Source organism: Marinoscillum furvescens DSM 4134 (assembly GCF_003386095.1).
Classification (GTDB): Bacteria; Bacteroidota; Bacteroidia; order Cytophagales; family Cyclobacteriaceae; genus Marinoscillum; species Marinoscillum furvescens.
This window is the reverse complement of the sequence record NZ_QREG01000011.1, coordinates 164,444-190,740: the sequence shown is the minus strand read 5'-3', so window position 1 is coordinate 190,740 and position 26,297 is coordinate 164,444. Positions and strand designations below refer to the sequence as shown.

General features: G+C 41.2%; 29 protein-coding genes. 9 read left to right on the top strand and 20 right to left on the bottom strand.

The features are described 5' to 3' along the window. Positions 1–61 precede the first annotated feature (61 nt). The 4 genes from C7460_RS13005 to C7460_RS12990 are packed head-to-tail and all read right to left on the bottom strand — an operon-like array spanning position 62 to position 3,266. Positions 62–988, bottom strand: a complete 927-nt coding sequence (locus C7460_RS13005; RefSeq protein WP_115868544.1) for an alpha/beta hydrolase — start codon at positions 986–988, stop codon at positions 62–64. A gap of 35 nt (positions 989–1,023) precedes the next feature. After that, the gene (locus C7460_RS13000) at positions 1,024–1,614 is read right to left on the bottom strand and encodes a TetR/AcrR family transcriptional regulator (protein ID WP_115868543.1); all 591 of its coding nucleotides are present in this window, start codon (positions 1,612–1,614) and stop codon (positions 1,024–1,026) included. Between the two features lie 38 nt (positions 1,615–1,652). After that, positions 1,653–2,720: a DNA polymerase IV gene (gene dinB, locus C7460_RS12995; protein WP_115868542.1), complete on the bottom strand. Its 1,068-nt coding sequence runs from the start codon at positions 2,718–2,720 to the stop codon at positions 1,653–1,655. A gap of 9 nt (positions 2,721–2,729) precedes the next feature. Continuing rightward, positions 2,730–3,266 carry a hypothetical protein gene (locus C7460_RS12990; RefSeq protein ID WP_115868541.1) on the bottom strand — a complete coding sequence of 179 codons (537 nt, stop codon included), beginning with the start codon at positions 3,264–3,266 and terminating at the stop codon, positions 2,730–2,732. Positions 3,267–3,338: 72 nt separating this feature from the next. Between C7460_RS12990 and tpx the strand changes: the two genes are divergently transcribed. Then, positions 3,339–3,836 (top strand): thiol peroxidase, encoded by a 498-nt coding sequence (gene tpx / locus C7460_RS12985; protein WP_115868540.1) that lies wholly within the window; start codon positions 3,339–3,341, stop codon positions 3,834–3,836. A gap of 57 nt (positions 3,837–3,893) precedes the next feature. Here the strand turns inward: tpx and C7460_RS12980 are convergent, their stop codons facing one another. From C7460_RS12980 to C7460_RS12965, 4 genes are read right to left on the bottom strand one after another with little or no spacing between them, the layout of a single operon-like run. Continuing rightward, positions 3,894–4,745, bottom strand: a complete 852-nt coding sequence (locus tag C7460_RS12980) for an HAD-IIA family hydrolase (RefSeq protein WP_115868539.1) — start codon at positions 4,743–4,745, stop codon at positions 3,894–3,896. A 3-nt stretch (positions 4,746–4,748) separates the two neighbouring features. Then, positions 4,749–5,795, bottom strand: a complete 1,047-nt coding sequence (locus C7460_RS12975; RefSeq protein ID WP_115868538.1) for a hypothetical protein — start codon at positions 5,793–5,795, stop codon at positions 4,749–4,751. Positions 5,796–5,812: 17 nt separating this feature from the next. After that, a complete protein-coding gene (locus tag C7460_RS12970) occupies positions 5,813–7,162 on the bottom strand; it encodes a glutamine synthetase family protein (protein ID WP_115868537.1) in 1,350 nt (449 codons plus the stop codon). Positions 7,163–7,172: 10 nt separating this feature from the next. After that, entirely contained in the window at positions 7,173–7,781 is a 609-nt protein-coding gene (locus C7460_RS12965) for a hypothetical protein (RefSeq protein ID WP_115868536.1), read from the bottom strand. 136 nt (positions 7,782–7,917) lie between these two features. On the opposite strand from C7460_RS12965, the gene C7460_RS12960 reads away from it, so the two are divergent. Both C7460_RS12960 and C7460_RS12955 read left to right on the top strand, forming a co-directional pair. Continuing rightward, positions 7,918–8,517 carry a methyltransferase domain-containing protein gene (locus tag C7460_RS12960; RefSeq protein ID WP_115868535.1) on the top strand — a complete coding sequence of 200 codons (600 nt, stop codon included), beginning with the start codon at positions 7,918–7,920 and terminating at the stop codon, positions 8,515–8,517. Beyond that, complete coding sequence (locus C7460_RS12955; RefSeq protein WP_115868534.1) at positions 8,514–8,957, top strand: DUF2214 family protein; 444 nt, start codon at positions 8,514–8,516, stop codon at positions 8,955–8,957. Before C7460_RS12960 ends, C7460_RS12955 begins: the two co-directional genes overlap by 4 nt. Here C7460_RS12955 and C7460_RS12950 read toward each other — a convergent pair. The 9 genes from C7460_RS12950 to C7460_RS12910 form a co-directional block, all read right to left on the bottom strand. Next, a complete protein-coding gene (locus C7460_RS12950) occupies positions 8,950–9,471 on the bottom strand; it encodes a 4'-phosphopantetheinyl transferase family protein (RefSeq protein ID WP_115868533.1) in 522 nt (173 codons plus the stop codon). The two genes, C7460_RS12955 and C7460_RS12950, sit on opposite strands and share 8 nt — an antisense overlap. Next, positions 9,468–9,926: a hypothetical protein gene (locus C7460_RS12945; RefSeq protein ID WP_147302947.1), complete on the bottom strand. Its 459-nt coding sequence runs from the start codon at positions 9,924–9,926 to the stop codon at positions 9,468–9,470. Before C7460_RS12945 ends, C7460_RS12950 begins: the two co-directional genes overlap by 4 nt. Then, positions 9,889–11,424 (bottom strand): capsule assembly Wzi family protein, encoded by a 1,536-nt coding sequence (locus C7460_RS12940; RefSeq protein ID WP_115868531.1) that lies wholly within the window; start codon positions 11,422–11,424, stop codon positions 9,889–9,891. The genes C7460_RS12945 and C7460_RS12940 overlap by 38 nt, the downstream gene beginning before the upstream one ends. After that, entirely contained in the window at positions 11,424–11,684 is a 261-nt protein-coding gene (locus C7460_RS12935; RefSeq protein ID WP_221409519.1) for an acyl carrier protein, read from the bottom strand. The genes C7460_RS12940 and C7460_RS12935 overlap by 1 nt, the downstream gene beginning before the upstream one ends. Beyond that, complete coding sequence (locus tag C7460_RS12930; RefSeq protein WP_115868529.1) at positions 11,677–12,960, bottom strand: beta-ketoacyl-[acyl-carrier-protein] synthase family protein; 1,284 nt, start codon at positions 12,958–12,960, stop codon at positions 11,677–11,679. The genes C7460_RS12935 and C7460_RS12930 overlap by 8 nt, the downstream gene beginning before the upstream one ends. Positions 12,961–13,097: 137 nt before the next feature. Next, positions 13,098–14,234: a GNAT family N-acetyltransferase gene (locus tag C7460_RS12925; RefSeq protein WP_115868528.1), complete on the bottom strand. Its 1,137-nt coding sequence runs from the start codon at positions 14,232–14,234 to the stop codon at positions 13,098–13,100. Positions 14,235–14,238: 4 nt separating this feature from the next. Next, the gene (locus tag C7460_RS12920) at positions 14,239–15,195 is read right to left on the bottom strand and encodes an NAD-dependent epimerase/dehydratase family protein (protein WP_115868527.1); all 957 of its coding nucleotides are present in this window, start codon (positions 15,193–15,195) and stop codon (positions 14,239–14,241) included. A gap of 13 nt (positions 15,196–15,208) precedes the next feature. Continuing rightward, positions 15,209–16,405, bottom strand: coding sequence for an aminotransferase class I/II-fold pyridoxal phosphate-dependent enzyme (locus C7460_RS12915; protein ID WP_115868526.1), 1,197 nt, complete (start codon positions 16,403–16,405; stop codon positions 15,209–15,211). A gap of 116 nt (positions 16,406–16,521) precedes the next feature. Next, the gene (locus C7460_RS12910; RefSeq protein ID WP_115868525.1) at positions 16,522–17,697 is read right to left on the bottom strand and encodes a glycosyltransferase family 4 protein; all 1,176 of its coding nucleotides are present in this window, start codon (positions 17,695–17,697) and stop codon (positions 16,522–16,524) included. Between the two features lie 83 nt (positions 17,698–17,780). Here C7460_RS12910 and C7460_RS12905 point away from each other — a divergent pair, with 83 nt between their 5' ends. Next, a complete protein-coding gene (locus tag C7460_RS12905; protein ID WP_115868524.1) occupies positions 17,781–18,938 on the top strand; it encodes a glycosyltransferase family 4 protein in 1,158 nt (385 codons plus the stop codon). Continuing rightward, positions 18,935–19,915 (top strand): glycosyltransferase family 2 protein, encoded by a 981-nt coding sequence (locus tag C7460_RS12900; protein ID WP_115868523.1) that lies wholly within the window; start codon positions 18,935–18,937, stop codon positions 19,913–19,915. The genes C7460_RS12905 and C7460_RS12900 overlap by 4 nt, the downstream gene beginning before the upstream one ends. A 2-nt stretch (positions 19,916–19,917) precedes the next feature. Here C7460_RS12900 and C7460_RS12895 read toward each other — a convergent pair whose 3' ends face one another. Continuing rightward, the gene (locus C7460_RS12895) at positions 19,918–21,528 is read right to left on the bottom strand and encodes a cyclic peptide export ABC transporter (protein WP_115868522.1); all 1,611 of its coding nucleotides are present in this window, start codon (positions 21,526–21,528) and stop codon (positions 19,918–19,920) included. Position 21,529: 1 nt separating this feature from the next. Beyond that, positions 21,530–22,234, bottom strand: coding sequence for a glycosyltransferase family protein (locus C7460_RS12890; protein WP_115868521.1), 705 nt, complete (start codon positions 22,232–22,234; stop codon positions 21,530–21,532). Positions 22,235–22,294: 60 nt separating this feature from the next. Here C7460_RS12890 and C7460_RS24385 point away from each other — a divergent pair, with 60 nt between their 5' ends. Further along, complete coding sequence (locus C7460_RS24385; protein WP_262511853.1) at positions 22,295–22,426, top strand: hypothetical protein; 132 nt, start codon at positions 22,295–22,297, stop codon at positions 22,424–22,426. A gap of 12 nt (positions 22,427–22,438) precedes the next feature. Beyond that, the gene (locus tag C7460_RS12885) at positions 22,439–23,257 is read left to right on the top strand and encodes a glycosyltransferase family 25 protein (RefSeq protein WP_115868520.1); all 819 of its coding nucleotides are present in this window, start codon (positions 22,439–22,441) and stop codon (positions 23,255–23,257) included. Here C7460_RS12885 and C7460_RS12880 read toward each other — a convergent pair. Continuing rightward, positions 23,254–24,144, bottom strand: coding sequence for a glycosyl transferase family 90 (locus C7460_RS12880; RefSeq protein ID WP_170148004.1), 891 nt, complete (start codon positions 24,142–24,144; stop codon positions 23,254–23,256). The genes C7460_RS12885 and C7460_RS12880 overlap by 4 nt on opposite strands. Before the next feature lie 226 nt (positions 24,145–24,370). Between C7460_RS12880 and C7460_RS12875 the strand changes: the two genes are divergently transcribed. After that, on the top strand, positions 24,371–25,240 hold the full coding sequence (locus C7460_RS12875; protein ID WP_147302946.1) for a glycosyltransferase family A protein: 870 nt from the start codon (positions 24,371–24,373) through the stop codon (positions 25,238–25,240). Between the two features lie 13 nt (positions 25,241–25,253). Next, positions 25,254–26,279 carry an NAD-dependent epimerase/dehydratase family protein gene (locus C7460_RS12870; RefSeq protein WP_115868517.1) on the top strand — a complete coding sequence of 342 codons (1,026 nt, stop codon included), beginning with the start codon at positions 25,254–25,256 and terminating at the stop codon, positions 26,277–26,279. The last annotated feature ends 18 nt before the right edge of the window (positions 26,280–26,297 follow it).

The following is a 26,297-nucleotide window of genomic DNA, read 5'->3' as shown; positions in this document are numbered from 1 at the left end:
ACGCCTATCTAGGCTATAAAACCCCTGAACAGTTCGGGGAAACTAAATATTCAGAGTGCGCTTAACTAATTGTCCACTTTTTTGTAGCAAATCCAATGATGTATTCTATTACCTCCTGATAAGCTATGATTTTATAATGCCCCAATCCTTTGGTATGGACAAACTGGGCCCTGGGGTAATGCTTGTAGAGTTCCAACCCGCGTTCAAACGGTACCGTTTGATCGTTTTCATCGTAGATCAAATGTATCTTGGTGTCTTTTAGCTCTTTGGCTTTTTGCCGCAAATCAAAATAGTCTATTGGTTCGTGGTAATCCTTTTCTACGAGCTTGCACATTTCTTCAAACACTTCATTCCTGTACCCGAGTTCATCGATCACATCTTTGAAGAAATAGCGTACATATGGAGGTGCTGAAATCATAAAAAGTTGCTGGGGTTTAAGGTCGTTGGAGAGTTCACTGGCTACTATACCACTAGCGAGACCACCGAGAGAGTAACCGATCATAGCCTGATAGGGGCCGTTCTCCACATAGTGGTTTTTCAGTAGGTAACGAAACTCAGGTAACGCTGAATGTTTGCCTTCTGATTTGCCATGAGCCGTCATATCTAGTCCTTCTACTACATAGCCGGCCGCTACCAGCGCTTCAATCATTCGTCTAAAATCTGCCATTTTTGATCTCCACCCATGACACATAAGGACCTTAGGTCCCTGCTCCCCCCAGCGGTAAGTAGTTATCTTATGTCCTCGATATTTGCTGTAAGAAATAGATGCCTTTTTCAATAGCTCTTCTTGAGGTTGAGTAAACCTCACTTTTCCTGGCTTGGTAAAATGGTGCCAGACGATCTCCGATGTTTTTTTCGGAGAAACATATTGCAATGTGAAAAGACCTTTTTTCAGAAGTTCTATTTTCCAATTGGACTTTGGCGGACGCTCTGATGGCCGGCTCATGTCTTGAGTGCCTGCATCGATTGTGGTTTTAATTTGTGTCATAATATACCGATTGGTATTTTGGTGGGTAAATTTTTTTAGCTGGAAATATTGTCAATTTGCTGAGCTAGCTGCTCTTTGATTAATTCTAATGATCTGGGGTGTCCTTCTACTCGAGCAATCAATATGGCCCCTTTGATCATGGCATAAAAACTCGTGGCAAATCTTTCTACAGGGGTATCTTTTCGCAATTGGTTTTCGATGATACCTCTATGGATGATTTGCTTTAGGGAGTCTTTGATCATAGCAATCGTAGCCACAGCTCGGGTGCGTAGCTGAGGATGCTCATCATCAGCTTCCACCGATGTGTTTATTACGGGACAACCACCCTCAATGGGCGGATTTTCAATATATGCCGAGTAATAATTAAGTATAGCTTTTAGTTTGAGTGGGGCAGTAGGAGCACCTTTTATTTCTTTTCTCAATTCACTTATTACCAGGTCAACTGCCTTGGTAAACGAAGCTACTGCCACTGCGTCTTTGTTATTGAAGTTGCCATAAATCGCACCTTTCGTAACTCCCGTGGCTTTGGTTATATCTGAGAGGGAGGTGGCTCTATATCCTTTTGTATTAAACAAAGGCATTGCTCGTGTAACTATGAGCTCCTTTGTAGCTTCTGCGTTTCTCATATGTGCAAATATACCGATCGGTATATTTATATGCAAGTTTAGAAGTTGAGGGTAAGTTGAGTTGGCTCTAAGGACCGGTCCTTTCGTTGAAAATTGCTAATACCTACACCTAGTAGTCTTATGCCTTCTTCCCGAATGATCTTTTGGTCTACGAGTGATAGGATAGCATTTTGCAGTTGATGCATCTCCTCAATGGGCTGATTTAAAGTGTCTGAACGCGTGATTTGTTGGAAATCACCATATTTGATTTTTACAGTGACTGTTTTGCCTGGAAGCCCAAATTTTTTGTACCGCTCAAAAGTGATCTGGATAATGCGTTCTAACTCTTGTGTGATTTCAGGCATGCGGATGATGTTGCGGTCAAAGGTTCGTTCCGCACTTACAGACTTTCTTTCTCTGTTTTGTTTTACTTCACGGTCGTCTATGCCTCGGCAGATATTGTAATAATAAGCACCAGCTTTGCCGTAGCGACGTGTTAGATCTTCCAGTGACTTTTTTCGTAAGTCATTTCCGGTAAATATGCCAGCCACTTTCATCTTTTCGGCTGTGGCTTTACCAATTCCATGAAACTGGTGTATTGGCATTTTTTTAAGGTAGCCTTCAGCTTCCTCAGGAAGAATGACAAACAGCCCATCAGGCTTCTTTACATCAGATGCTGTCTTTGCTAGAAATTTGCAGTACGAAATGCCAGCTGATGCCGTTAGACCAGTTCGTGACTTGATTTTGTCCTTAATTTCTTTTGCAATGATGGTAGCAGATGGTAACCCTATTTTGGTTTGAGTTACATCCAGGTAAGCCTCATCCAGACTCAATGGCTCTACCAGGTCGGTGTATTCAAAAAACACTTCTCTGATTTGCTGAGAAATTTCTTTGTAACGTTCAAAGCGGGGTTTAACAAAGATTAGCTGAGGACATCTTCTGGCTGCAATGCTCGAGGGCATGGCTGATTTCACACCATAGGTTCGGGCTTCATAGCTCGCTGCAGCAACTACTCCCCGGTCTATACTACCACCTACAGCAATAGGCTTGCCTTTGAGCTCTGGGTTGTCATGTTGTTCCACTGACGCGTAGAATGCATCCATGTCCACATGGATTATTTTTCTCATAGCAGAGCTTCAGTTCTTTTTTTCGATGGTTTGTTTCAGGGTAAGGAGTAATTCTCTACGAGTAAAATTACTGATCCATTTTACTAACCACCAGTACTTGCGGAAACGTTCCAAACTATTTTCGTCCATGCACTGTACCCGCGTTTGTAGGGTTAGGAGGGTTTTCTTGCTTGGAAGTTCTAGTAGTTGAAAGGTCCAGGTTGCCTTAGCGAAGCCTGCTGTGTGATTAATATCAAAATTGTCGGGGTTGAACTTTTGCAGGTTGCCTTCCTTCTTCCAAAACTGACCTATGAGCCCTAGCGTCAGACTGTGGTTGGGTATATTTTCGAGTAGGTGAAAACCAGTGCCCGCTAAACCTTCGGCTGTTAGTGCTGAGGGCACCTGAATCTTCCTCAGAGAAAACAGCCAGGAAGTAATCCTGGCATGATGAAAATCTAACTCTTGTAAATGACTAAATGTGGTGGCAGGATTTGCATTGATTCCTATGGAGTGATTGGCCGTAAACTGTGCCTGGGATAAAAAAACTTTAGGGCGGATGTAGCTCATTATTTTTATGCTTAGTGAAGAAACACAACTAGCTGGTTAGAGTTATATTTGATAAACGAAAAAAAAGTAGAAATGTCACAAGTTACACTCAAAGGAAATCCAGTAAATACCGTAGGGAGTCTGCCTGCAAAAGGCCAGCCCGCTCCAAATTTCAAACTTGTAAAAGCTGATCTGTCTGAAGCTGCACTTAGTGATTTTAAAGGGCAGAAAGTGGTGTTGAATATCTTTCCAAGTATTGATACCGGAACGTGTGCTACATCTGTACGTCAGTTTAATGAAAAAGTAGCAGGAATGGATAATACGGTTGTGCTTTGTATTTCCCGAGATTTACCATTTGCTCATGGGCGCTTTTGTGGCGCAGAAGGAATCGACCAAGCGGTCACTTTGAGTACCTTTAGAGACGAAAATTTCTCTCAGGACTATGGAGTGGAAATGGTAGATGGACCCTTGAAAGGGTTAACTGCCAGATCTGTAGTGGTAGTGAATGAAGAAGGGGAGGTTGTGTATACGGAACTCGTGCCGGAAATCGTAGATGAGCCCAACTACGATGCAGCGCTAGCTGCTTTATAACGACATTGAAAAACATAAGGCCGTCTCCAATTTGTTGGTGACGGCCTTTTTTAATGGTTAATCTATAACTGCCGAGTCACAAATGTAAGTGGGTATTATCCCTGAAGCGCTGATTCGTGTATCTGCATGCTTTTCCAGGGTATTGCCCGTCAATACCAGGACGGTATCCAACCCGAACTTATTTCCGCCCAAAATGTCTGTGGTAAGAGTGTCACCTACCATAAGGATCTTTTCTTTATCCTGCACGGCACCTTTTTTTACGGAGTGTTCATAGGCAAATATGAACATCTGCGCATCTGGTTTTCCAAACTTGATAAATTTTTTGCCAACGATATCCTGCACCATATTGGCAATACCGCCTGCAGCTATAGCTACTTGCTTGCGTGATACAGGATAGGATTTATCTGTGTTTGAGACTATCACGGGGATGTTCACCATGCGTAGCAGGTTTACAGCTTTATTGATGTCGCTGTACCAGTCAAAACCCTCATCATCTAAAAACACCAGCGCACTAACTTCTTCTGCCTGCTCCAGGTCGAGATCGGCTATGGATACCGCTTTGAGGCCAAGAGTTTCTATGTAATGTGCGCTTTGGGCTGTACCCAAGTAGGCAATCAGGCCGGATTTTACTTTATACTTAAGGTATTCGCGGGCCAGCATTCCCGAAGACACAATTTTACTTTTGGTGATTTGCTTGAGTCCACGGCGCTGATAGTCCAGTGCCAGCTCTTCAGGGCCACGTGAGGCGTCATTGGTGATGATGAAATAGTCAATACCGCGCTCACCGAGGTAATCAAAGGTTTTTTCAATACCAGGAAGAAGTCCCTGGTGGTTTTTTAATACACCAAATGCATCAAAAAAGATGGTTTGGTAGTTGTTGACAATAGATTTAAAAGAAGTGATTTCCATACATTAAAGGTTTAAGGCTTTGAGCAAGCGCTCTTCGTCGAATGACTTGTCGAGGTTGGGGAAGTATACCTCGTGGGCTTCTAGTTGTAAACGGCTCGCATAAAATTCATGAAAAAAGTATCTGCCGTCTTTTATCACATAGTTTAATATAAAAAATCTATAGGTTTCCTTCATGATTTTGATTTCCTGCTCCGTAAGCGGGTATTCTTCATGATAGGCCTGTAAGAAAAGTATAAATCTGTCTTCCATCATGGGATCGATCACATAGCTAAAGACTGTTTTGTCTCCTATAGATGAACATACTCTGCTAAAGAAGTAGAAATCCATCACACGTGTACTCATTCTAAACCAGTCGTAATCCCACCTACTGAAGAACTTGTAGTCATTGGTAACTGAGAAGTTGCCGATGTTCCAATCCACAAATACAGGAATAGCCGGCATTTCTGCCACGCCTATTTTGTCGCAGTTTTCAATGTATAAGTTGCACTGACGCTTGATGCTGTCTACATGTCCGCGATGATCAAACTGCCCCTGTTCGGTTTCCAGAATTTGTAAAAGGTGTTTGATGTCATCTTCGGTCTGCTTAAAATTGGGAGGGAGGGTGTTCTTTACTTTCCGGCAGGCCTTATGGAATTTGGCTAATTCTTTTCCGAGGATTTTTATTTGCTCTTCAGATTGTTTTCTGGCCGGCTTCTGATCAATGTGTATAGGATTGTAAAATACCACCCATGCATCCAGAAGGCTGTCTTGATGTCTGTAGACATAGAGTTGACCATATTTAGTCAAAGATTTTGCAAGAAAATTTTCGAATGGACTGGGTAGGTTGGTTGCCAGCGCATTGATTATAGAGTGATCTTCTACAAAATGTGAAAATTTACCAAAGTAAGAGAGCTTGGCGATGATGATGTCACCATCTTCAAACCTCACCCGATATACGTGATTGGTAGACACTTTGGCACTAATGTCTTCTACGGTACGGATTTTACGTGAGTTGTCATATTCATACCACGCATCTTCAATTATTTGTATGAAGTTGATGTTTTGATACATAAATGGATCTCTACTGTTTAGATGATTTCAAAATACCTCTTTAATTCCCAGTTGGTTACGGCTTTAGCGAATTGTCTACATTCCCATTCTCTTGTTTTACAAAAGTGGCTTGTAAATTCTTCACCGAATAATTCTTTTGCAATAACTGAAGAATTCATTTTTTCTGTTGCCTGATGGAGGCTTTTCGGTAGGTGTTCGGCAGTGTTGTTTTCATACCCGTTGCCAATAGTGGCGGGGGTGTTTAGTTCGAGCTTATGCTCAATGCCGTATAATCCGGATGCCAGGGCTGCGGCCATAGCAAGATAAGGGTTTACATCAGCCCCTGGCACGCGTGTTTCTAAACGAGTGCTAGTGGCCGAAGTGGAAATGGTTCTTAGAGCTGTCGTGCGATTGTCATGCCCCCATGTCAGGGTGGTGGGGGCCCAGGCACCTTCTACAAGTCGTTTGTAGCTGTTGACTGTTGGTGCGTACAAGGGTAAGATATGAGGCAATGCATGCAGCTGGCCTGCAATATAGTGCCTTAGGGTTTCGGAAATACCATGTGGGTCAGCGGCATCATGAAAAACGTTAAGCTCATCTTTCCACAAGCTCTGGTGAATATGACCGCTACAGCCAGGTAAGTCCTGATGCCATTTAGCCATAAAACTAGGCATAATGCCATGCTGTGCCGCAATCTCTTTTACTGCAGCTTTAAGCAACACAGCTCTATCTGCGGCTCTCAGACCATCGGTGTACTGAATGCAAGCTTCATATACACCAGGACCGGTTTCGGTATGTAGTCCTTCCAGAGGTATGTCAAACGCTTCCAGTAAGGTGAAGAGGTCGTGGAAGTACGGGCTGTTTTGGCTGGCTCTGAGTATCGAGTAGCCAAACATGCCGGGTGTTAGAGGTGTAGGGTTTTGATATTCCTTGGTTGCTATGGATTCCGGAGTTTCCTGGAAGTTGAACCATTCAAATTCTTGAGCAAAAGCTGTTTCAAACCCCATGGATTTGGCTTTATCCAAAACAGATTTAAAGAGAGATCTTGGGCATGCAGGATGGTTAGAAGCACTGAAATCACCCAATAAAAAAGGAATGTTTTCTTCCCAGGGGATACTTCTCAGCGTATTTACATCTACATGAAAAGGTGTGTCTGGGTATCCCGTATGCCATCCAGTCAAGCTGGTGTTGTCATACAGTTCATCCGCTACATCCCACCCAAAAATTACATCACAAAAGCCAGCGCCTTGCTCTAGAAGGCTTAGTAGTTTCTTTTTGTGGACGATTTTACCCCGCAGTACTCCATCGATATCTACTACGGCGACTTTTACCCGTGTCTCTTCCGAGGACTTGAGTTGTTCGATGGTCTTATGCAGGTCGTCTTTCATAATTTTGTAATTATAGTCCTGATTCGTCCAGCTCTTTTAGCATAGATTCCAGCTTATCTATGATTTCTTGATCTGTGAGTGATTGGTTCTCCATTAGTGAATCTATTTCGGAGTAAATGTGGATCTCATATTCTTTCTTCTTGCCCTGGGAAAACATCAATGCATTTTTGACGTGCACCATCCCGTATTTTAAGGCAAGCTTTGCTTTGGATTTTTCATGAGATTCTACGAAGTGTTCCGTGATTTTGAGTTCGGCGTAGGTCAGTGCATTGAGTGCTTTCACACTTGCGTCGTTAAACTTCTGCAGGTCGAAGTTTCCATGTGCCATTTCATCTTTTATCTCTTCTAATTCTACTACTGAGGCCTCTACTTTTTTTCTGCTTTCTTCATCTATGTCCTGTTCTATTTCACGGATTGCATCAATGGCCGCATCTAGTTGCTGGAGGCTACGCTCATGAGCGTGCTCTTGAAAGTAAAGCTTGCTATTCGATAGGTGCAAGTCGGGCTCTACAGCTTCTTCCGAGATGATGGCGGGTTTATCATGGCCTGTGTAGTGGTCAATTATAAAAAGAGTGCCGAAGAAAATTACAATGACTGATATGTATCCTATGAGTTTCAATTTGCTATCATTTAAGGTTTGTTACGCGAGTATACTCAAAAAACTAAGTTATTAATCAAACGTTTTATCTAAACGCATTTTACCAATTAATTCTGTTTGCTATATTACAAACACCTCACCTATAATCACATTTGCTATGACACCTCTCACTAAGCTACAGCTAGACCAGGACTACTGGGATGATCGCTACAACACTGGAAATATATCCTGGGATGTAGGTAAGATAACCACTCCGATCAAGGAATATATCAATCAACTTACAGACAAATCCTTAAAAATTCTGATTCCCGGGGCAGGAAATGCTTATGAAGCGGTGTATTTATTTAATTATGGTTTTAAAAACAGCTTTGTGCTAGACATATCTGCAGAGGCTATTGTAAGCTTGAAGGAGCGTGTCCCATGGTACCCATCCGACCACATCTTTCATCAAGATTTTTTTGATCACGAAGGAAGTTATGATTTAATCATTGAACAAACCTTTTTTTGTGCGATAGATCCAGAGCTTAGGACTGAATATGCCAACAAGATGCATCAATTGCTCGTGCCAGGGGGGAAGCTGGTAGGACTACTATGGAATGATGTGATGTGCGAGGACAGTCCTCCTTATGGTGGCAGCAAGGAAGAATACCTTTCGTTGTTTGAGCCCTATTTTCAAGTTAAAGTAATGTCAGGGGCCTATAATTCAATTTCACCAAGAGCAGGACGAGAACTGTTTATAAACCTTGTAAAGAAATGAGTTTATTCATTCTGATAAAATATATTCACTATGCCTCCATATTTCTTGTGGTCTCTACACTAGTCACGGAGCTACTGATGATCAAACCTATAATGAGTCGGGAAGAGCTTAGAAAACTGGCGAGAATAGACGCACTGTATGGGCTGGGAGCGGTGTTGACCTTGATAGCCGGGCTTACATTATGGTTTTTCGTAGGCAAACCAGCGGCATTTTATACAGGTAATTGGACTTTTATTCTTAAAGTCGTGTTATTCACTCTGGTTGGAGTGTTATCTATTTGGCCAACGATGTATTTTATTCGAGAGCGGAAAGGTGAGCAATCGGATTTCGTCACGGTACCAGCAAAGATCAGACAACTAATAAGAGCGGAAGTGATTCTTGTATGGTTAATTCCTTTGTTGGCCGTACTGATGGCCAATGGTTTTGATTTATTTAGATGAAATTGGGAATAGCGAAGCCCAGAAATCGATGGTGATGAGTAAAGCTTACAGGTATTTCCTGATGTGACAAAATGGGCAATCCATTGCCGTCCCGAATGATCTCTGACTCGATGTTAAGGTTTTTTTGGAGGTAGTGTATTAGAGAATCACGTACCTCTTTAGACTCATCATTCGTTGCGCGCTCAAACACCTGATACAGTGGGGAGGTGGATTCATGGCTGGCCACGGAATAGATTAATTGTTGGTCTCTGGTGACCACTCCTGCGTATTTGCCACTTTTAAACGATACTTTTTCTGTACTATTTTGATTAAATGATATTGGGATTTCTTTAGGAGAAAAGCTCGCTAGATCACGTTTAGCTTTAAAAACGGACTCCTTTGCGGTCCAGAGGTACCAGAAGAAGTCCGGTAGGTTTAAAAAATCGTCTTCAGGGTGAGTGATTAACCTCAAAGCATTTTCATCTCGCTCTTTGAGTAGAGGGTCCGAAAGGTCGTTGAGGTCTATTCCTATCATTCTTTTATGACAATTTCATGTTCTTCACTCCATACTAAACCTTGTTTTCCATTATCTGTTTGCTCGTGGATGTAATCCACAGGAACTCCATTTACGAATAGTTCATAATAGATCTCCCAATACTTGTCATATTTATCATCAAGAATCCCTTCACCGTTGTATAACTCAACTTTTATAGTATGTGTGCCTGGCGAAAGGTGTTCGGAAATTGGAATGGATCTTTCAGAACTTACTTTTCCATTAATAGGCTTAGTGTCGTGTACCAGCTCTCCATCTACATATATTTTCGCTTGATTATTGATAATATAGAAGTGGAAGTAGCACAGTTCGTCATCTTTGATTGCTTCAGCATTTTGATCCTCCGTGTTCTTGAAAGTACAACCATTCAATAAACTGGAAACTGTTAGAAGGCAAATGCTATAGATTAAAATATTTTGATTGAAGACTGATTTCAAAGTATACATTTTTATGGTTGTTTCCAATGATGTAGTATTTGTTATGGTTAAATGAATGAACGGCCTTTAATCCTAACGTGATATTCGAAAGTTCCCAATATGAGCTCAAACCAAAATCAACACTTACATCGTGTTTGTGAAAATCTGGGTCGTGTGTTATAAAGTAATCTTTATTGTGTTCTGTTCTTCTTCCGAAAAACGAAATGAGTAAAGAAGGTTCGGTGATCAATGCTTTAATTTCCAGGTGGTCTGCATTGCCTCCCGGGCCTATAGAATTTCCCATAATCTGGCCTTTGTGGGTATACCCCTGGCTACTAAATGAATGTATGTAATAGGTGGGTTCGGGTCTATACAAATAGGTAAGGTTTCTGCTTAAGTTACTGTGCTCATAGTTTATCAAGAATTTAACACCTTTGAGTTTTAAGCTTTTTTGAAATCCTATCATATAAGCTCTTGAGTGTTCTGGTTCCAGGACCCTGGGACTACCCGTGAAGTCGTTTAATGCATATTCAGCATAAACCCTGAAACCACTTTCGGGAAATTTCCATTCGCCAGTTAGAGAAGCCATTTGATCGAAAAAATCATTTGGGGATGAAATGGTGTCCCCATTTACAACTTTTACAGGTTCAAACTCATTGTAGAAAGTAGAGAGTAAATCCTGACGATCAAAGTACTTCGTTTGCTTATAGAGTACTTTATTAAATCCTAAAGTGAGTTGTGGTAATAAACTGGGACGAAAAGAAACATGCGCTGAGTTATAATACCTTAAATCATTGCTTTGATCATTGTCAAAAAAATCGGACTCCTTCATCAACCCATAAATTAAATTAGCCTCAACTTCTCCAATCTGAAGCCATTTATATCCAATGTTGATGGGACGGTCTGTTCCAATGTTTAAATTGGGAATTCCACCAGCGTTGTTGCTCATGAGTATAGGAAAATAGAGCGCATGACCGACAATGAAATTTTGAGTGCCAAGTGCCAATTTGAAGCCCTGGTAAGCAATTTTCACTTCAGATTGACCTAAGTGAAAAGAATGGTAAGATTGATTTCCGTATCGCTGAACCCAATCAATGCGATTGGTGGCAAATGGATAGATATACGGTGTGTTTGGGTTTGCAACAGCATATTCTCTGTTTTGCGCTAGAAACACAACAGGTTGAATGGCATAACTGAGAATCCCCATTTTCCCAGAAACACCAAAATGAAACTCCCCGTTCAGACCTTTTCCTTTCCAAACCGCACCGTCGTTATATCCATAAGGGAATGCGGTATTACCGTTGAATTTAATCATGGGGTCCAAAAAAGATATCGGCTTGTCTCCGTGATCTCTTATCATGTATTGTAGAGCAAGATGACCGGAATCATATTGCTCTACACGGTCAAACTCCCATAACGCAGACTGGTAAGAGTCTGGAGTGATTATCTTTTGAGAAAAGGCCGAAAAGCTGAGAATGAAATAGAGAATAGAAACAACAACGATACTTCGTATTTCCATTAACTGTTAAGTTTTTCTTCAATGATATCCAATGCACTTCCTACAGTATCCATTTTGCCAATGAAATCGTCCTCGATCATAATATCGAATTTCTCCTCTATATCTAACACTATATCCACGAGGTGAGCAGAATTAATGTTAAGATCGTTGATCAGATCAGATTGCTCAGATACACTCACAGTGACTTCTTTTTCATCAATGTAAGGGTCGATGATCTCTAATAATTCCTTTTTAATTTCTTCTCTATTCATATTAGTCATTCCATTTTTTGAGTACAATACAGCAATTGAGATCACCAAAACCAAAATTGGCTTTGATGACACTTTGAATGTCAGTGTCCACAGATTGAGTTGGTAACTTGTCCTGAGGCACTATTTCGGATATTTGTGGGTGAATTTCTTCTAAATTTAGATTGCCATGTACAAACCCTTCCTTTAATTGTATAACGCTGGCTACAAGCTCAATAGAACCTGCACCAGCCACACAATGGCCAATCATCGATTTTGGTGTGTTGATAAATGGCAATCGGTCTTTGTCGAGTCTAAGGGCATTTACCCAATTGTTGATTTCGTACGGATCACCTTTCGTAGAGGTAAGGTGACCAGATATGAGGTCTATTTCCTCTGCTTTCATCGATGCGTTATCTAAAGCTGACTGGATGCAGTCTACCACGGCTTCAGGATTTTGAGCAGTCATGGAGCCACCGTTTTGTTGACCTCCGGAATTTACTTCTCCACCCATCACTTCGGCATATATCGTGGCTCCGCGTTTTAAAGCACTGTCTAATGTTTCCAGAACCAATGCTCCTGATCCTCCACTGGGGACAAATCCACTACTAGAGGCACTCATAGGGCGTGATCCTCTTTCAGGGTGATCGTTGCTATCGCTGCACAATACACGCATGGCATCAAATCCACCCCAGATGTATCTTCCGTCACCTTCCGTACTGCCACAAAGCATTCGATCCATTCTGCCCGATAGAATGAGCTCATAGCCTTGAAGGATGGCTTCAGAACCTGTGATGCATGCCGAACTATTGGAGAAAATTCTACCGGTAAGCCCCAATATACCATTGAGATATGCTCCTGCACCGCTACTCATAGATTCAGGTACAGATCTAGAACCGAGTCTGCGATGGTTTCCTTTATCGATAGGGTATATTTTATGCTCTATGAAACTATCTAACCCCAGGGCTCCAGACCCTATGATCATTCCCGTTTTACGGTCATAGGTGCCAGGCGCTATCTCCAGGCCAGCATCTTTCCATGCTTCCAGGCCAGACAGGCACGCATATATTACGGCATTGTTCTTTACCTTTTTTGCAATAAAATCTGGCAGATTGGCGTCTTTGTATTCCTGGCTTACTGGTGGTTTACCTCCGATTTGGCATTTGAAATTGATCTCTTCAAGGTTTTCCCATCGTTTGATTCCTGAAACACCAGTTTTCAAAGCATGGGTAAATTCATTGACATTCAGTCCATTAGGAGCAACGACTCCAAGACCTGTTATTACTACTCTTCTTTTATTCTGACTCAAGTTCTCTACGTTGAATTTAGTCTAACCGTTTGTTGGTTTCTAAGGTTGCTGTTTTCACGGCAAAATTAACATATTACCAACATGAAGTAGGCAACTTTGCCGAGTGATTCCCCTAAATAGTTGTCAGAATAATTCCCCTAAGAAGAGATGTCACGAATAAAACACCTGCGTCTGATTTCTTCATCCTTGGCAGATTCGTATTTAGCCCAGAGATTATTGACATTGGTGTTTTCTTCTAGCATTTGTCCGGAATGAATCTCTTTGATGCCATGCTTGTTGCACGCCCAAAATAGTCGCTTCCATAACAGAGCATTGAAACCTTTGCGCTGGTATTCAGGTTTGGCTGCAATTAGAAAAAAGTCCACGATATCGTTACTATAAAAGGCCTTGAGGATATGAATAAACCCAAAAGGGTATAGGTGCCCTTTTGCTTTTTGAAATGCTTTGGAAAGGGAAGGTAATGTAATTGCAAAACCAACTAATCGGTCGTTTTCATCCACTACCATTAGGATGAAATCCTTTTGTACAAAGCCAAAATATGCATCTATGAAATACTTTATTTGCTCGTCTGAAAGCTTGTAGTATCCATATAGATGTCCATAGGTATCGTTTAATAGTTCAAAGGCCTGATCTGCGTATTTCAGAATTTCTTTACCAGATTTAAATTCCTTTATCTGCATACCATAGCGCTCACTAACGATATTGGCTTTTCTGTTAAGATCTTCGGCTAGTTTTTCATCACCCAGTGGCACCTTAATGCGAGATTCAGTCCAGTCAACGGCCTTGGTAAATCCAAGCTTTTCAAAATGATCTTTATAATAGGGAAAATTATAGAGGGTAGCTTGAGTGGCAGTTTGGTTAAATCCTTCTATCAACGAGCCTTCAAAGTCAAGGTCTGTGAAGCCAAGCGGGCCATGGATTTTATTTAAACCTTCTGAGCTTCCCCATTCCATAACCTGGTGGATGAGGGCACTGGATACTTCAAAATCATCGATAAAGTCTATCCACCCAAATCGTATTTTTTGATGCTCTTTCGCTTCGGCTCCATGAATGATCCCAGCAATTCGTCCTGCAGCTTTTTTTCCTTTATAGGCTATCCAATATTTCGCTTTGCTATGCTTAAATGCAGGGTTTTTATCCCATGAAAGTGTACTGAGTTCCATGCTCAGAATTGGGGGTACAAATTGTTTCACACCCGCATACAGCTTCCATTGAAATTTGATAAAGTCCTTGAGCTGCTTTTTAGTAGTTACTTCTAATAAGGATACACTCATGAGGCTATATTAGCTTATTTTGGCGATAATAGTCTATTGCATCAATAAATCCTTTTTTCAATGGATAATTGATAGTTAGTGGTATTCTTTTTCGTTCACTCGAAAAATCATAATCCCAATTCTGTGATATTTCTGAGTAATGCTCGAGTGACAGGGTAGGCGTTCGGTTTAAGCTGTTGTCTATCCAGTCTGAAATACGTAAAGCAGTCTTTACTATTGGAATGGGGACTTTTATTTTTTTGCTTTTAGTATTTAGCGCTTCATCAATATGCTGTTTGAGGTCATCATGTTCGTAGACCTGGCCGTCTTCCAGGTGAACTATTTCATTGGTATGATTTACTGCACATTCGATTACGTTTTCTGCCACATCACGCGCATTTATTAAGGTCATTTTGTGGTCAGCGGGAGTCATAAATGGATAGATCCCCATGCGCACTGCCTTGATGAGTGGAACAAACTGTACATCTCGGGCCCCATAGATGCCTGTGGGCCTATATATCATGTAAGGAACGCCTGAGGTTCGAACTATATCTTCGGCCATCACCTTGCTGCGACCGTAGTTGGAAGCAGGACCGCCGTTGCCTGTTGGTCCCTTGGCTGCCAGTGAAGAGATAAAAGCAAAATTGGCACCAGGGCTAAGCGAATTTGCCTGTATTATTGCCTGCAGTATCCGCTCCGTAAGGTCTACATTGACCTTTTTGTATTTCTCGAAAGTATAAGATTTTGTCAGTCCAGCATTGTGAATGATCAGATCGTACTGGCCCAAATCCTTTAGCACTTGAAGTATTGTGTCTACTGATGTGTAATCAACAAGGACAGTTTTATACTTGGATAAATGACTGAGGTTTGATGTGCCTGCTCCCTTTCGAAGAAGAGCTGTTACTTCATGGTCTTTGGCAATTGCAGTTTCTACCAAATGACTACCCAGGAAACCATTGGCTCCTGTGATCAATATCCTCATGTGAATTACTTTTTTACGCGGTAGCGAAAAGGTCTACTTCTTTCGCCGCCTGATACAAAATTTCTGCTGCCTTATCGATTTGTTCATGCGTATGCGTGGACATGATACTAAAGCGAATCAACGAGTCTTCAGGAGATACACCTGGAGAGACAACCGGATTTACAAACACACCTCTTTCAAAAAGTAATTTTGTGAGCTTGTAAGCTTTAAAGTCATCTCTAACGAATATCGGCACGATAGGGGTTTCAGATGCTCCTGTGTCAAACCCGAGTTCTTTCATCACCTTTAGTGTGTAGTGGGTGTTGTCCCAAAGTTTTAGGCGATGCGAGTCGTCAGTTTCCATGATGTCTAGCGCAGCAAGTGCTGATGCTATGGAAGCGGGAGTAATGCTTGCCGCAAAGATCATGGATTTAGAAGTGTGCTTAAGGTAGTTGATGGTGTCTTCATCTGCAGCACAGAATCCACCTAAAGACGCAAATGACTTACTAAGTGTTCCGCCGATAATGTCTACATCATCCGTGAGCCCGAAGTGATTGGGAGTGCCAGCGCCGTTTTCACCAATGACCCCAATGGCATGTGCACAGTCAGTCATAACTGCCGCATTGTATTTTTTAGCAAGTGCTACAATACCGGGAAGGTCCACGATATTGCCTTCCATACTGAAAATCCCATCGACTACTATGAACTTAAAAGCCTCTGCAGGAGCTTTACTTAGTTTCTGCTCGAGTGAGGTCATATTGTTGTGACGAAAGACCACTGATTGAGCAGCACTTAACTTGGCCCCTTCAAAAATAGAAGCGTGGTTGTAACGATCTAAAAAGAGGTAATCACCTTTTCCGGCTACAGTTGGAAGTACTCCAATATTTACCTGAAAACCAGTACTGTAAAGTGCACAAGCTTCTTTGCCTAAAAATTTGGCAATTCGATTTTCCAGCTCTACGTGCATGTCACTAGTGCCATTCATGTAACGTGATCCAGACAGGCTAGATCCATATTTTTTCACGGCGTTGATAGCAGCTTCTTTGACTTTCGGGTGAGTAGTCAGTCCCAAATAGCTATTAGAGCCAAACATCAATACATTCTTACCTTCTACCTGTACTTCTGCGGCTTGTTCGGATTGTATATTCCTAAAAAAGGGATAAAGGTTCTGTGCTTTTACTTTTTGAGGTTCCTGATAGGATTGGTATCTGTTCTTAAGGATGCTACTCATTAAAATATATCGTCAATTGTGTCGATTCTCAATTAATCTGTAAAAGTACCACGAATTCAGCATAATGCTTTATTAATTGATGCAGAATTCGCAAATTTTTGAATAGAAGACTCATGCTATTTTGAAGAGTTTTCAAATAATTCAGCGTACTTTTTAGCCATTGTTTCCCAGCTTTTGCTTTTTGCTTTTGTGTTGCTTTTAAACTCCTCAGCTTTGGATTTTAGTTGGTCAGGTTGCTCTATTAGCTCCATGATTTTGTCAGTCCAGGCTTGCGCATTTCCCCCCTCAATCAGATAGCCATTTTGATTGTCTTTTACCGCTGAGGGGATGCCGTCTACATTTGCTGCCAGCGTAAGCGTTCCTTGGGAGGCTGCTTCCAAAGCCACCAAACCAAACCCTTCATAATCTCCAGGTATTTCTATGTTGGGCATAACATACAGGTTGCTGTGTTTGATTATTTCAAAAATCCGGGCTCTTGATTTGGTAAATTGGCTTAAGTGAAAAACTCGCGTTTCCAGGTTCTTGTCTTTGATAATTTGCTGAAGCTTTTTAATATCTATTTCGGCTCCTACCATTAACCTGGTTTTTTCAAAAAGTCCTTTGGGTAGTAATTTCTTTAAAACGTTAAAGAGCCTTTCTTGAGGAAATTCTCTTGCTAACACAATGTAAACAACGTTTTTCGGTAGGTTTGGCACTACATTTTCAGCAAACCAGCTGAAACCTTTGCGGGGGATACCTCTGCCTAAGGAACAAATGATGAATTTGTTTGTAAGGTCTGTTTGTAATGTTTCGCTGAGCTCTTCCCTAAATGTAGGGTTGTCTGGCTCTTCTTTAAAATTGATATCTACTGCGTTTTCTATCAATTCTAGTTTTGATGAAGGGATGCCTTTTTTAATGCAAAGTTGGGTGGTGGGTAGACTCACCGTTATTATCTTATGGTACTTAGGTAAAATATTTCTTACCCACCACTGGTAAGGAGCCCATGGAAAGTTTACATCTAGCCCGTGAATCGTAACAAATGCAGGGGTTTTGGTCAGATATAACAATGGTGTACATACCAGGGCCATTAGCCCATCATTGATATAAATAGCACCTATGAGCGGATGACGTTTTAGTATGAGGAGAGCTCTAACTACAACTGAAAGGAAAAAGAGTATTCTCGGGTAATTGCTTTTCCATATAAGGTCATGAATCTTGTGCTTTTGATTGAGCTCCTGCACAAGCTTATAGCAATGAGTTTGCATGCCGCCAATGGACGGAGGATACTTATGTGAAATGACGAGTATTTCCATGTTGCCACAAAAAAAGCTTTTTTCTTGATTAAATGCAGGAGTGGTAAGAAATACTACTTTTGCAGACTATATAAATCAATCAAATGGCTAAACTGAAAGTTGCATATTTTCTTGATGTGATGACAGAAGACCTGGACGGTGTGAGTATCACAATGCATCAAATCATCAAACGACTTCCTCAGGGAAATATAGAGCCGATTTTCATAACTCCACAGCCCCCTGAACAGACCCTGCCTTACCCTGTTTATAAGTGCCCTTCCTGGCAAATACCTTTTGGTAGTAAAGACTACCGATACGCGCGTCCTAAGAAAATGAAAAACCTGGATAAAATTCTGGATGAATTTAGTCCTGACCTATTGCACTTTAGTAGCCCTAGTGAATTGGGGAAATATGCGATTCATTACGCAAAGGCCAATGGGCTGCCAGTCACTACGATATACCATACGCATTATCCAAGTTTTGCGCAGTATTATTTGCGATTTGTACCTGGTATAAATGCTATCACGGAGCGGGTAATGAATCACTTATATTGGCTGTATCGTTCCGTGGACAAAGTCTTTGCCCCAACGCCAAGTATGAAATCTTATTTAATTGGTAAAGGCGTAAATGCCGGAAAAATTGAGATTTGGGGCAGGGGAGTTGATTCCGCGCGTTTTAATCCGGGTCTACGTGATATTGATTTTTTTGGTGCCTCTTACCGGTCTCAAAAGAAGGTGTTATTTGTAAGTAGGCTGGTGAAAGAAAAGGAACCTGAAACACTGATGAGGTTGTATAAATTATTTGCTCAAAAGCGGCCTGATGTTACCATGGTGGTCGTAGGAGGTGGGCCTATGCGGCCAAAGCTAGAGCGAGCAATGCCTAAAGCTGTATTTACAGGGAAACTGACAGGGCAGGATTTGGCGAAGGCCTATGCTTCGTCAGATGTGTTTGTTTTTCCTTCCACCACCGAAACATTCGGTAATGTGGTGCTGGAAGCCATGTCGTCAGGACTACCCGTAGTTGCAGCAAATGCCGGGGGGCCAGGAGATATCATTCGGCTGTCAAACGCTGGGGCAGTGGTGGAGCCACGTAAAGAGCAGCAGTTTTTTGAAGAAATTATAAAGCTTTTAGACGACCCTACATACTACAGCAAGCAAAGTAATATGGCCAGAAACTACGCTTTGTCACAAAATTGGGACGACCTGTGTAGGGATTTGTTTGAGATCTATAGAAGTGAAATAGAAAGCAAAAACGCAAAATGAATCGACCAAAAATCTCAGTTGTAGTTCCTATTTATAATGTCTCGGCGTTTTTGCGACAGTGTTTGGACAGTATAATTCATCAGACTCTTGATGACTTAGAGGTAATACTGGTAAATGATCAATCTCCTGATCCCAAGGACGATGAAATATGTCTAGAATACACTTCGAAGTATGATCGTGTTACCTATGTAAAACATGAGGAAAATAAAGGGCTTGGAGGAGCAAGGAATACAGGATTGTTTGCAGCTAAGGCGGATTATGTTGCTTTTATTGACAGTGATGATTGGTTAGAGCCCACTTTTTTTGAGGAGTTATACCATGCGGCAGAGCGAAAAGACGCAGATATAGCGCAATGTTATTTTTATAAAAAACGTGCGAATGGCACCAAAGTACAGCGTTTAAAAGCCCATAGAAAGCAAGCTGACACAATGAATGCCATTAATAGTCTTGCATGGAACAAGATTTATAAGAAAAGCCTGTTTTTGGACCATAATATCCTCTATCCTGAAAAAATTGCGTCTCAGGATGTGGCTACCATGTCCAGACTAATCTACTTTGTAGATAGTGTAGCGTTGGTTCGAAAACCGCTTTACAATTATAGAGAAGATCGGGCCGGATCACTTACCTCCAGGTATCCTAAATTGCTAACGGATTTACCAGTGGTTTTTGACATTATTAAGTCGTTTTTAGTTGATGAAAACAAATTTGAGTCCGATCAGCTGTTTTTTGAAAAACGTGTCATGAGAAGCCTTAACCATCACCTGGAGCGGATGCTAAAAGAGCCATCGATGACGGAACATGAAAAGAATGAGTTGGTTAAGGATAAGCTTGAGAACTCACTTCAGTATCTCAGGCTCCCGGGAGGTAAAAAGTATCATACTTTAACCCAAGCACTCAAATCTCTTAAACGCTATCGACGAACGGTTGAGGTTAAGATACTTCTAAAAGAAATCAGCTATTTATTTTCATTCCGGTGAGCCTACTTTAATGTCATTCCTTCTTGAAGTTCGATGATTTCATCGGCTACATCAAAGTATTTTTCATCATGTGAGATTACAATGACGGTTTTACCATTCCGTTTTAGTTCTGGTAAAATGGAGTAGTAGAAGATTTTTTTGAAGTATGGATCTTGATTTGCAGCCCATTCATCAAAGAGATAAATTTCTTTGTCTTCCAGTATTTTGGTGATGAGCGACAGTCGGCTTATTTGACCAAATGAGAGGTTAGTGGTTGAAAAATTGTAATTGGCATCTAGCTGAACTTTTGACTGCATTTCCAGCAATTGAATGGTCCCAGCAGCGTTTTTATCCAAGTGATTTTTGTCTATATAACCCAGTTGACCAAAAGTAAAAGAGTCCGCAAAATATGCTGAGAACTGATTTCGATAGTCTATCAGGTTTTCTTCGCTTACTTTTTGGCCTTTGTAAACTATATGTCCTGTTTTTGGTTCGTATAGGCCGGTAAGGATTTTCGCAAACGTGGTTTTTCCACTGCCGTTTCCTCCGATAATGAAGGTAATTTTCCCTGTTTTGATACCCATTGTTAAGGGACCAAATGTCAATGAATTATCATGCCGAGACTCCAGGTACTGGTAACTAATATTTTCCAACGCCACTATGTCCGAATGAGATGCGTCCTTCTGGAGTTTCTTTTGTGATGAAATGGAAAACTGATCGATTTCTGAGCTGATAGAGTTGATTTGCTCAAAAGACACTTCTACCGATTTAAGGTCCTGAAAGAAGCCGCTAATTTTTGCAAAATAGGGAGTTACAAAAAGTATAATTGGTAGGAAAATTTTGAAGCGCTCAAAATCAAAGTCCAGGTAGTCAATACTCAGATACATGAAAATGCCGACAAAAAGAAAGATCAACAGATCTGTGACGCGCTGCGAAACACCGTTAGTTACCCGACCTTTTAAAAATGCAGAGTTCATCTGATTCATGTCCGAGGAGATTACTTCTCCCAGATAGTGGTTTCGTTTTTCCTTATTCAGACTCAGCTCTTTTAGCCCAGCCACCATGTTTCCGAGATTCCGGTAGTGAAAATTTCTAAACCTTACCGATATCCGTGTATATCGCTTTAGTTTAGGAATGAGTATGATGACCAACAGTGTTTGAAGGCCAAAAACGATGAAAAAGTAGGAGGTAAGCTGTGCATCAATGATGAATAGGCGTACGAGTGTGCCTACTACTGCTGTAGCAGCGATGAGGAATGTAGGGATGCGATCTACAAAATTGGAGATGTCAGAAATGTCTTTGGTAATAATAGGGAGTACTTTGTCCGATACTGCTTCAATATATTCGTAGCGTGCCATCAACGTTTTCCTTACGAGCTTTTTAGTAAGCTCACGCACGATGATGATGTTTATTTTAGAGACAAAGTAGGATGAAAGTACACCTATAGATGCAGCGGCAAGGCTAAACCCAACTATTCCGATCAAAAACTCAGTAGTTATGCCCTCCTGATTTTTCAACCCTGAGTTGATATAGTCAATTACCTTGGCAGTACAAAGACCTGCTGTAAGGGCTGTGATACAGCCAGCTATAAATAGTCCAAGCCTATTTTTAACAAGCGCGAAGATTTGCTTCATGTTAGAATGTTTTGTCGAATTCAGCTTTGATCCTGGAGGCAATTTTTTCTTTACTCATAGCTGATAGATGCTGCACAAACTTCGTGTTGCGTTTACTTACAAGTTTGGAAGGTAGGTAGCCTACAAGTTTGTCAAGCTCTGGGTCTTGAAGTACGCCTCTGATGAGTACGTTTTGCGTGCGAGGGTGAATATCAGCGATATGTTTGAGTCTTCCTCTTCCTAGGTCAATCCATGTTTGTAGAAAGTTTCTAACTTCTTCTGTATTGGCCATTATGTTGAACCCAGCATTGGGGAGTACCCATCTTTTTAGGTCATAACTTAGCTTGAAGTTGTGAGAGAAATAAAGTCCAAAACGATCAGATCCATCTTTTTGAAATAGGATTTGTTGACCGGGTTTCATGTGCCTGTTCACGATTTCACTTACTTGCAGATCGTACATGTTGTGGTAAATGAGCGTGTCTGCATCCACCATCATGATATAGTCTGCCGAAGACTTTTTTTGGTGGTCGATCATCATTTGGATTCTACTCCAGGTAAAAGCCATGTCTTCCAGGATTTTTTCACTGTAGTGGAAAAAATTGTATCCGTGCATTTTACAGTACTTTTCCCACATTGGGATCGAGTACTGGGTGTAAATATCTATATGCTCGGTAGCTAGCATAATGATGTCTACTTTTATAGTATCTGGGGTAGTTTCTTTAGTCACGGTATCGAACCTCTTGATTATGGAAAAATTTTGCTTATGCGCTATGATCTCAAATAGATAATGGCTGGAGAGGACTCCATTTTTGAAATTTCCGAAGGTTTTGTTTTAGCAGAAGCTGCAACCTCTTTTCAAATTTATCAAAGCTGCAAAATTAGCATTTTTAACCATATGTTTGCACCAGCATTGAAATGATATCAATAGAGAATGAGGATAATTAAATCCATTTTTTGCAACAATCTAGATCGCTCCGCTGACCGCCGTGAGCACATGACGCAGCTTTTCGAGGCACTTGGCGTCAGAGATGACGTGTTTCGTTTTAAGGCACTGCATGGTGGGGTCATTCATAACCCTAACAATTTTCAAAAAGGGAAAATTGGAAACCTTACCTCTCAAATGAGTATCTGGAAATATATCTCCAAGCAAAAAGATGGGTGGTATCTCATTTTGGAGGATGATATCAGTCTTCGTGAAGAATTTGAGCCGTCTACTTTCTTCGACTTGTTTGAATCAGAATTAGAAAAGCTGCCGAAAACCATACAGGCTATTCATTTAACTCGAAATCAGAATAAGCTTTTTGATAAAAAGTTCGATGGAAAAACCACTCCTTATAAAGTGTTGGGGCATGTAGGTGATCAGGAAATTCGCAAATGCTCTTTGATTTTTCCCTGGTCAACTCTCACTGGAGCGTACCTTCTTACGCCAAAAGCAGCCAAAAGGGTTTTTCGATATGCTTTTTACTCGGTCAAATATGCCAAATACCTGCCTTTTAAGAAGTTTAATACCGATGTACTGATGACTCGAAGCCTATACACTTCGTTTCACGGGGCGATGGTGCAGTGTTTTGTGCAAAATGAGCTGATGGATGAGGCTACAAATCGGGTATCTGTCTTACATGAGATATCGATTGGTGAAGATGGCTCCAAGGGACTCAAAACGGAAGTGTATCCTAATTTGCAGTACTTTGACCATGAAGCTCCCAAAAGGCTTTGTCCATGGTTTTCTGAGGAAAACCTGGGGAGTTAAACGTATTTGGCCCTGCTGGCATATTCCTGCAATACGTTTCGCCTGATCCTGACGTCTAGTGAATCATCTAGAAACTGATGCACGAAATGTCTTCCATTCAATGCGATCTGTTTGCATTCCTGGTCATTATTACTTGCCCATGTCAATAGATCTTCCAAATTAGAAAGATCGTCGTTTAATTCTAGGTAATGAATGTTTGCAACCAGATGTTCCTCCATTATCCATGAGCGCCATCTGGGTTTGGTCATGATAGGTACGGAGTTTGATGATAAAACCCACCTCAAATTACTGGCGATATCATTGCCTTCCAGGCTGACTATGAATTTGCTCTTTAACTGATCCGCTATGGTTATTGGTGGTTTTTTGAATCTTGCCAGCTCAGGTTTCTGTTTCACTGACGAAAATCCAATGTTGTAGTGTTGAAAGTATTTTTTTACAAAGGCTTCTCTCAGTGCAGCACCAGTTGTTGCTCCTCTCCAAATCACGTTGTTGTTTTTGTGCTCCCATTCTATATCAGTGTTCTGGACAGTTTTGCAAGGGAGGTTAAAACGGAATGAGCGCAAATTGTATAGAACGCTAGATTTGTCCTCTGGCGTTCTGGTTTTTCTGATTATTGGCAGCCCCTCAGTGTCACCGTGCTCTCCATAAAATAGCGGGAATTTGAAGTCAGCTATTTCCAGGTTTTGCCCGTAAAACGGGCGAAAAAAATCAACTAATGAATGAAGGTCTCTATAGTTTTTGATGAAAGGAAGTGCACGAATATCTCTAAGAAAAGGTAAGGGCATAAGCAACTGGCAGTACCACCTGGTCAGTGTCTTTTCAAACTGTTTATACGCAATTAAATTCACCTCCTTTTTAGTCCAGTAATCTCTTTCTTTGAGTTTCAAAAGCTGCTGTAAGTTGAGCTCTATAGACTTTTGATGATTCAAATAATACTCTACGCGTTCATCAGGATCTATCCATTGTGATGTATCTATATTTTGCTGACTTTGAATCTTGCTCATGGGGCTGCAAACTTAATAAAGTTTAAAAGAGCGGATGTGGTAGTGAAAAGGGAGGGAAAGTGATAAGAAAAACTATTTTTGCCTCTAAATAATTGAAAATTTTGAGAACGTGCGAATTATAAATGAAGTAATAAGGCTCTTTCAGATGAGGCATACAGCCCCGGAGAAATGGATCGAGAGGAGCAAGGGCCGGAAAAAGTCTAATGCAGTAATATCATTATCTGTACTGCCTGCCAGATTCAAACACTTTGAGCCTACTCTAAACTCTATTACGGATCAGTCACTTCTACCTGAGAAAATCGTAATCAACTTACCCAGATACTTCAAACGAGATAAGACGAATTATGAAATACCTGATTACGTAAAAAACCATCCGCTCATTCACATCAATTGGATAGAGGAAGACCTGGGGCCAGCGACCAAAATACTGCCAACAATGGACTTGTATAAGGATGATCCAGATAAGCTGATCATAGTCCTGGATGATGATCAGATATATCCTAAAGGAATGGTCGAAAACTACGTAAAACACTCACAAAACCTGCCTGATTCAGCAATGACCTTGTCTGGGTGGACAGTACCAAAAGGGTTTGATCATGGCAATAAGGTGCAGATTTATGGGGCTATTGTGAGGGTTTACAGAAGAGATACATCGATCGCCGAGCCACAGCGAGTAGATTGTCTGCAAGGGGCGGCGAGTTTTGCAGTGAAACCCAAGCTGTTTGACCAGCGTGTATACGATTTTGCCAATGCACCAAAGGAAGCATTTTTTGTAGACGATATTTGGCTTAGTGGAAACCTTGCATGGAACAAGTCTCCAGTATATGTGGTGCCAGCTCCATTTCGTTTTGGGAGGTTTGTGTCCCTTCGTCAGTCTACAAAAGTCAGTCTATCGAAAACTGTCAATTCAGACAATACCAACAACAACACGCTTTACAGGTATTTCGAGAAAGATTGGTGGTCATTAAATTTCAAGTGAAAAAATAGTAAGCATGAGTAAAAAAGTATTAGTCACAGGAGCTGCTGGTTTTATTGGCTTTCATACGGTATCCAAACTAATTGCGTCTACTGATTATCAAATTGTAGGGCTGGATAATATCAATGATTATTACCCGATGACTTTAAAGTTTGAGCGACTAAAAGCATTGGGGATTCATCCGGATTTTATTCGTTACGGCAAAAAAACCGGCAGCAAGTTAAATAACCGCTTCGATTTTATTCGGATGGATCTGGCTGATGAAAAGTCCCTAACCGAGCTATTTCAATCTGCTGGGTTTGATTACGTGATCCATCTTGCCGCGCAAGCAGGAGTGAGGTATAGTATAGATAACCCTAATGCTTATATCCAATCGAATGTAGTAGGGTTTAACCATATACTAGAGGCTTGTAGGACGTATCCGGTGGAGCACCTCGCCTATGCTAGTAGTTCGAGTGTGTATGGGTTAAATAAAGAGCAGCCATTTTCTGTTGATCATAAGGTGGATCAGCCTGCGAGCTTATACGCAGCTACCAAAAAGAGCAATGAACTGATGGCTCATACGTACAGTCATTTGTTTAAAATACCCACTACAGGTCTTAGGTTTTTTACTGTGTACGGTCCATGGGGTAGACCAGATATGGCTCCTATGTTGTTTGCCAAAGCCATTATGAATGGAGACCCGATCAATGTTTACAATAATGGTAAAATGTCTCGAGATTTTACTTACGTAGATGATATCGTAAATGGAGTCTGTGGAGTAGTGGAGGCAGTTCCAGATGAAAATGAAAATGGACTTCCATACCGCATCTTTAACATAGGAAATAGTAGCCCGGTACAACTTATGGAGTTTATAGAGGTGCTGGGGCAGGCTTTAGGCAAAGAAGTTCAAATGAACTTTATGCCGATGCAGGACGGTGATGTGGTGAGTACCTATGCAGATATCAGCCAACTTCGTGAAGTGATCGGGTACGAGCCTAAAACAGATATCAAAACTGGCGTTGGGGAGTTTGTAGAATGGTATAAGCAGTTTTATAAATAAACAGCTCAGATTGCATAA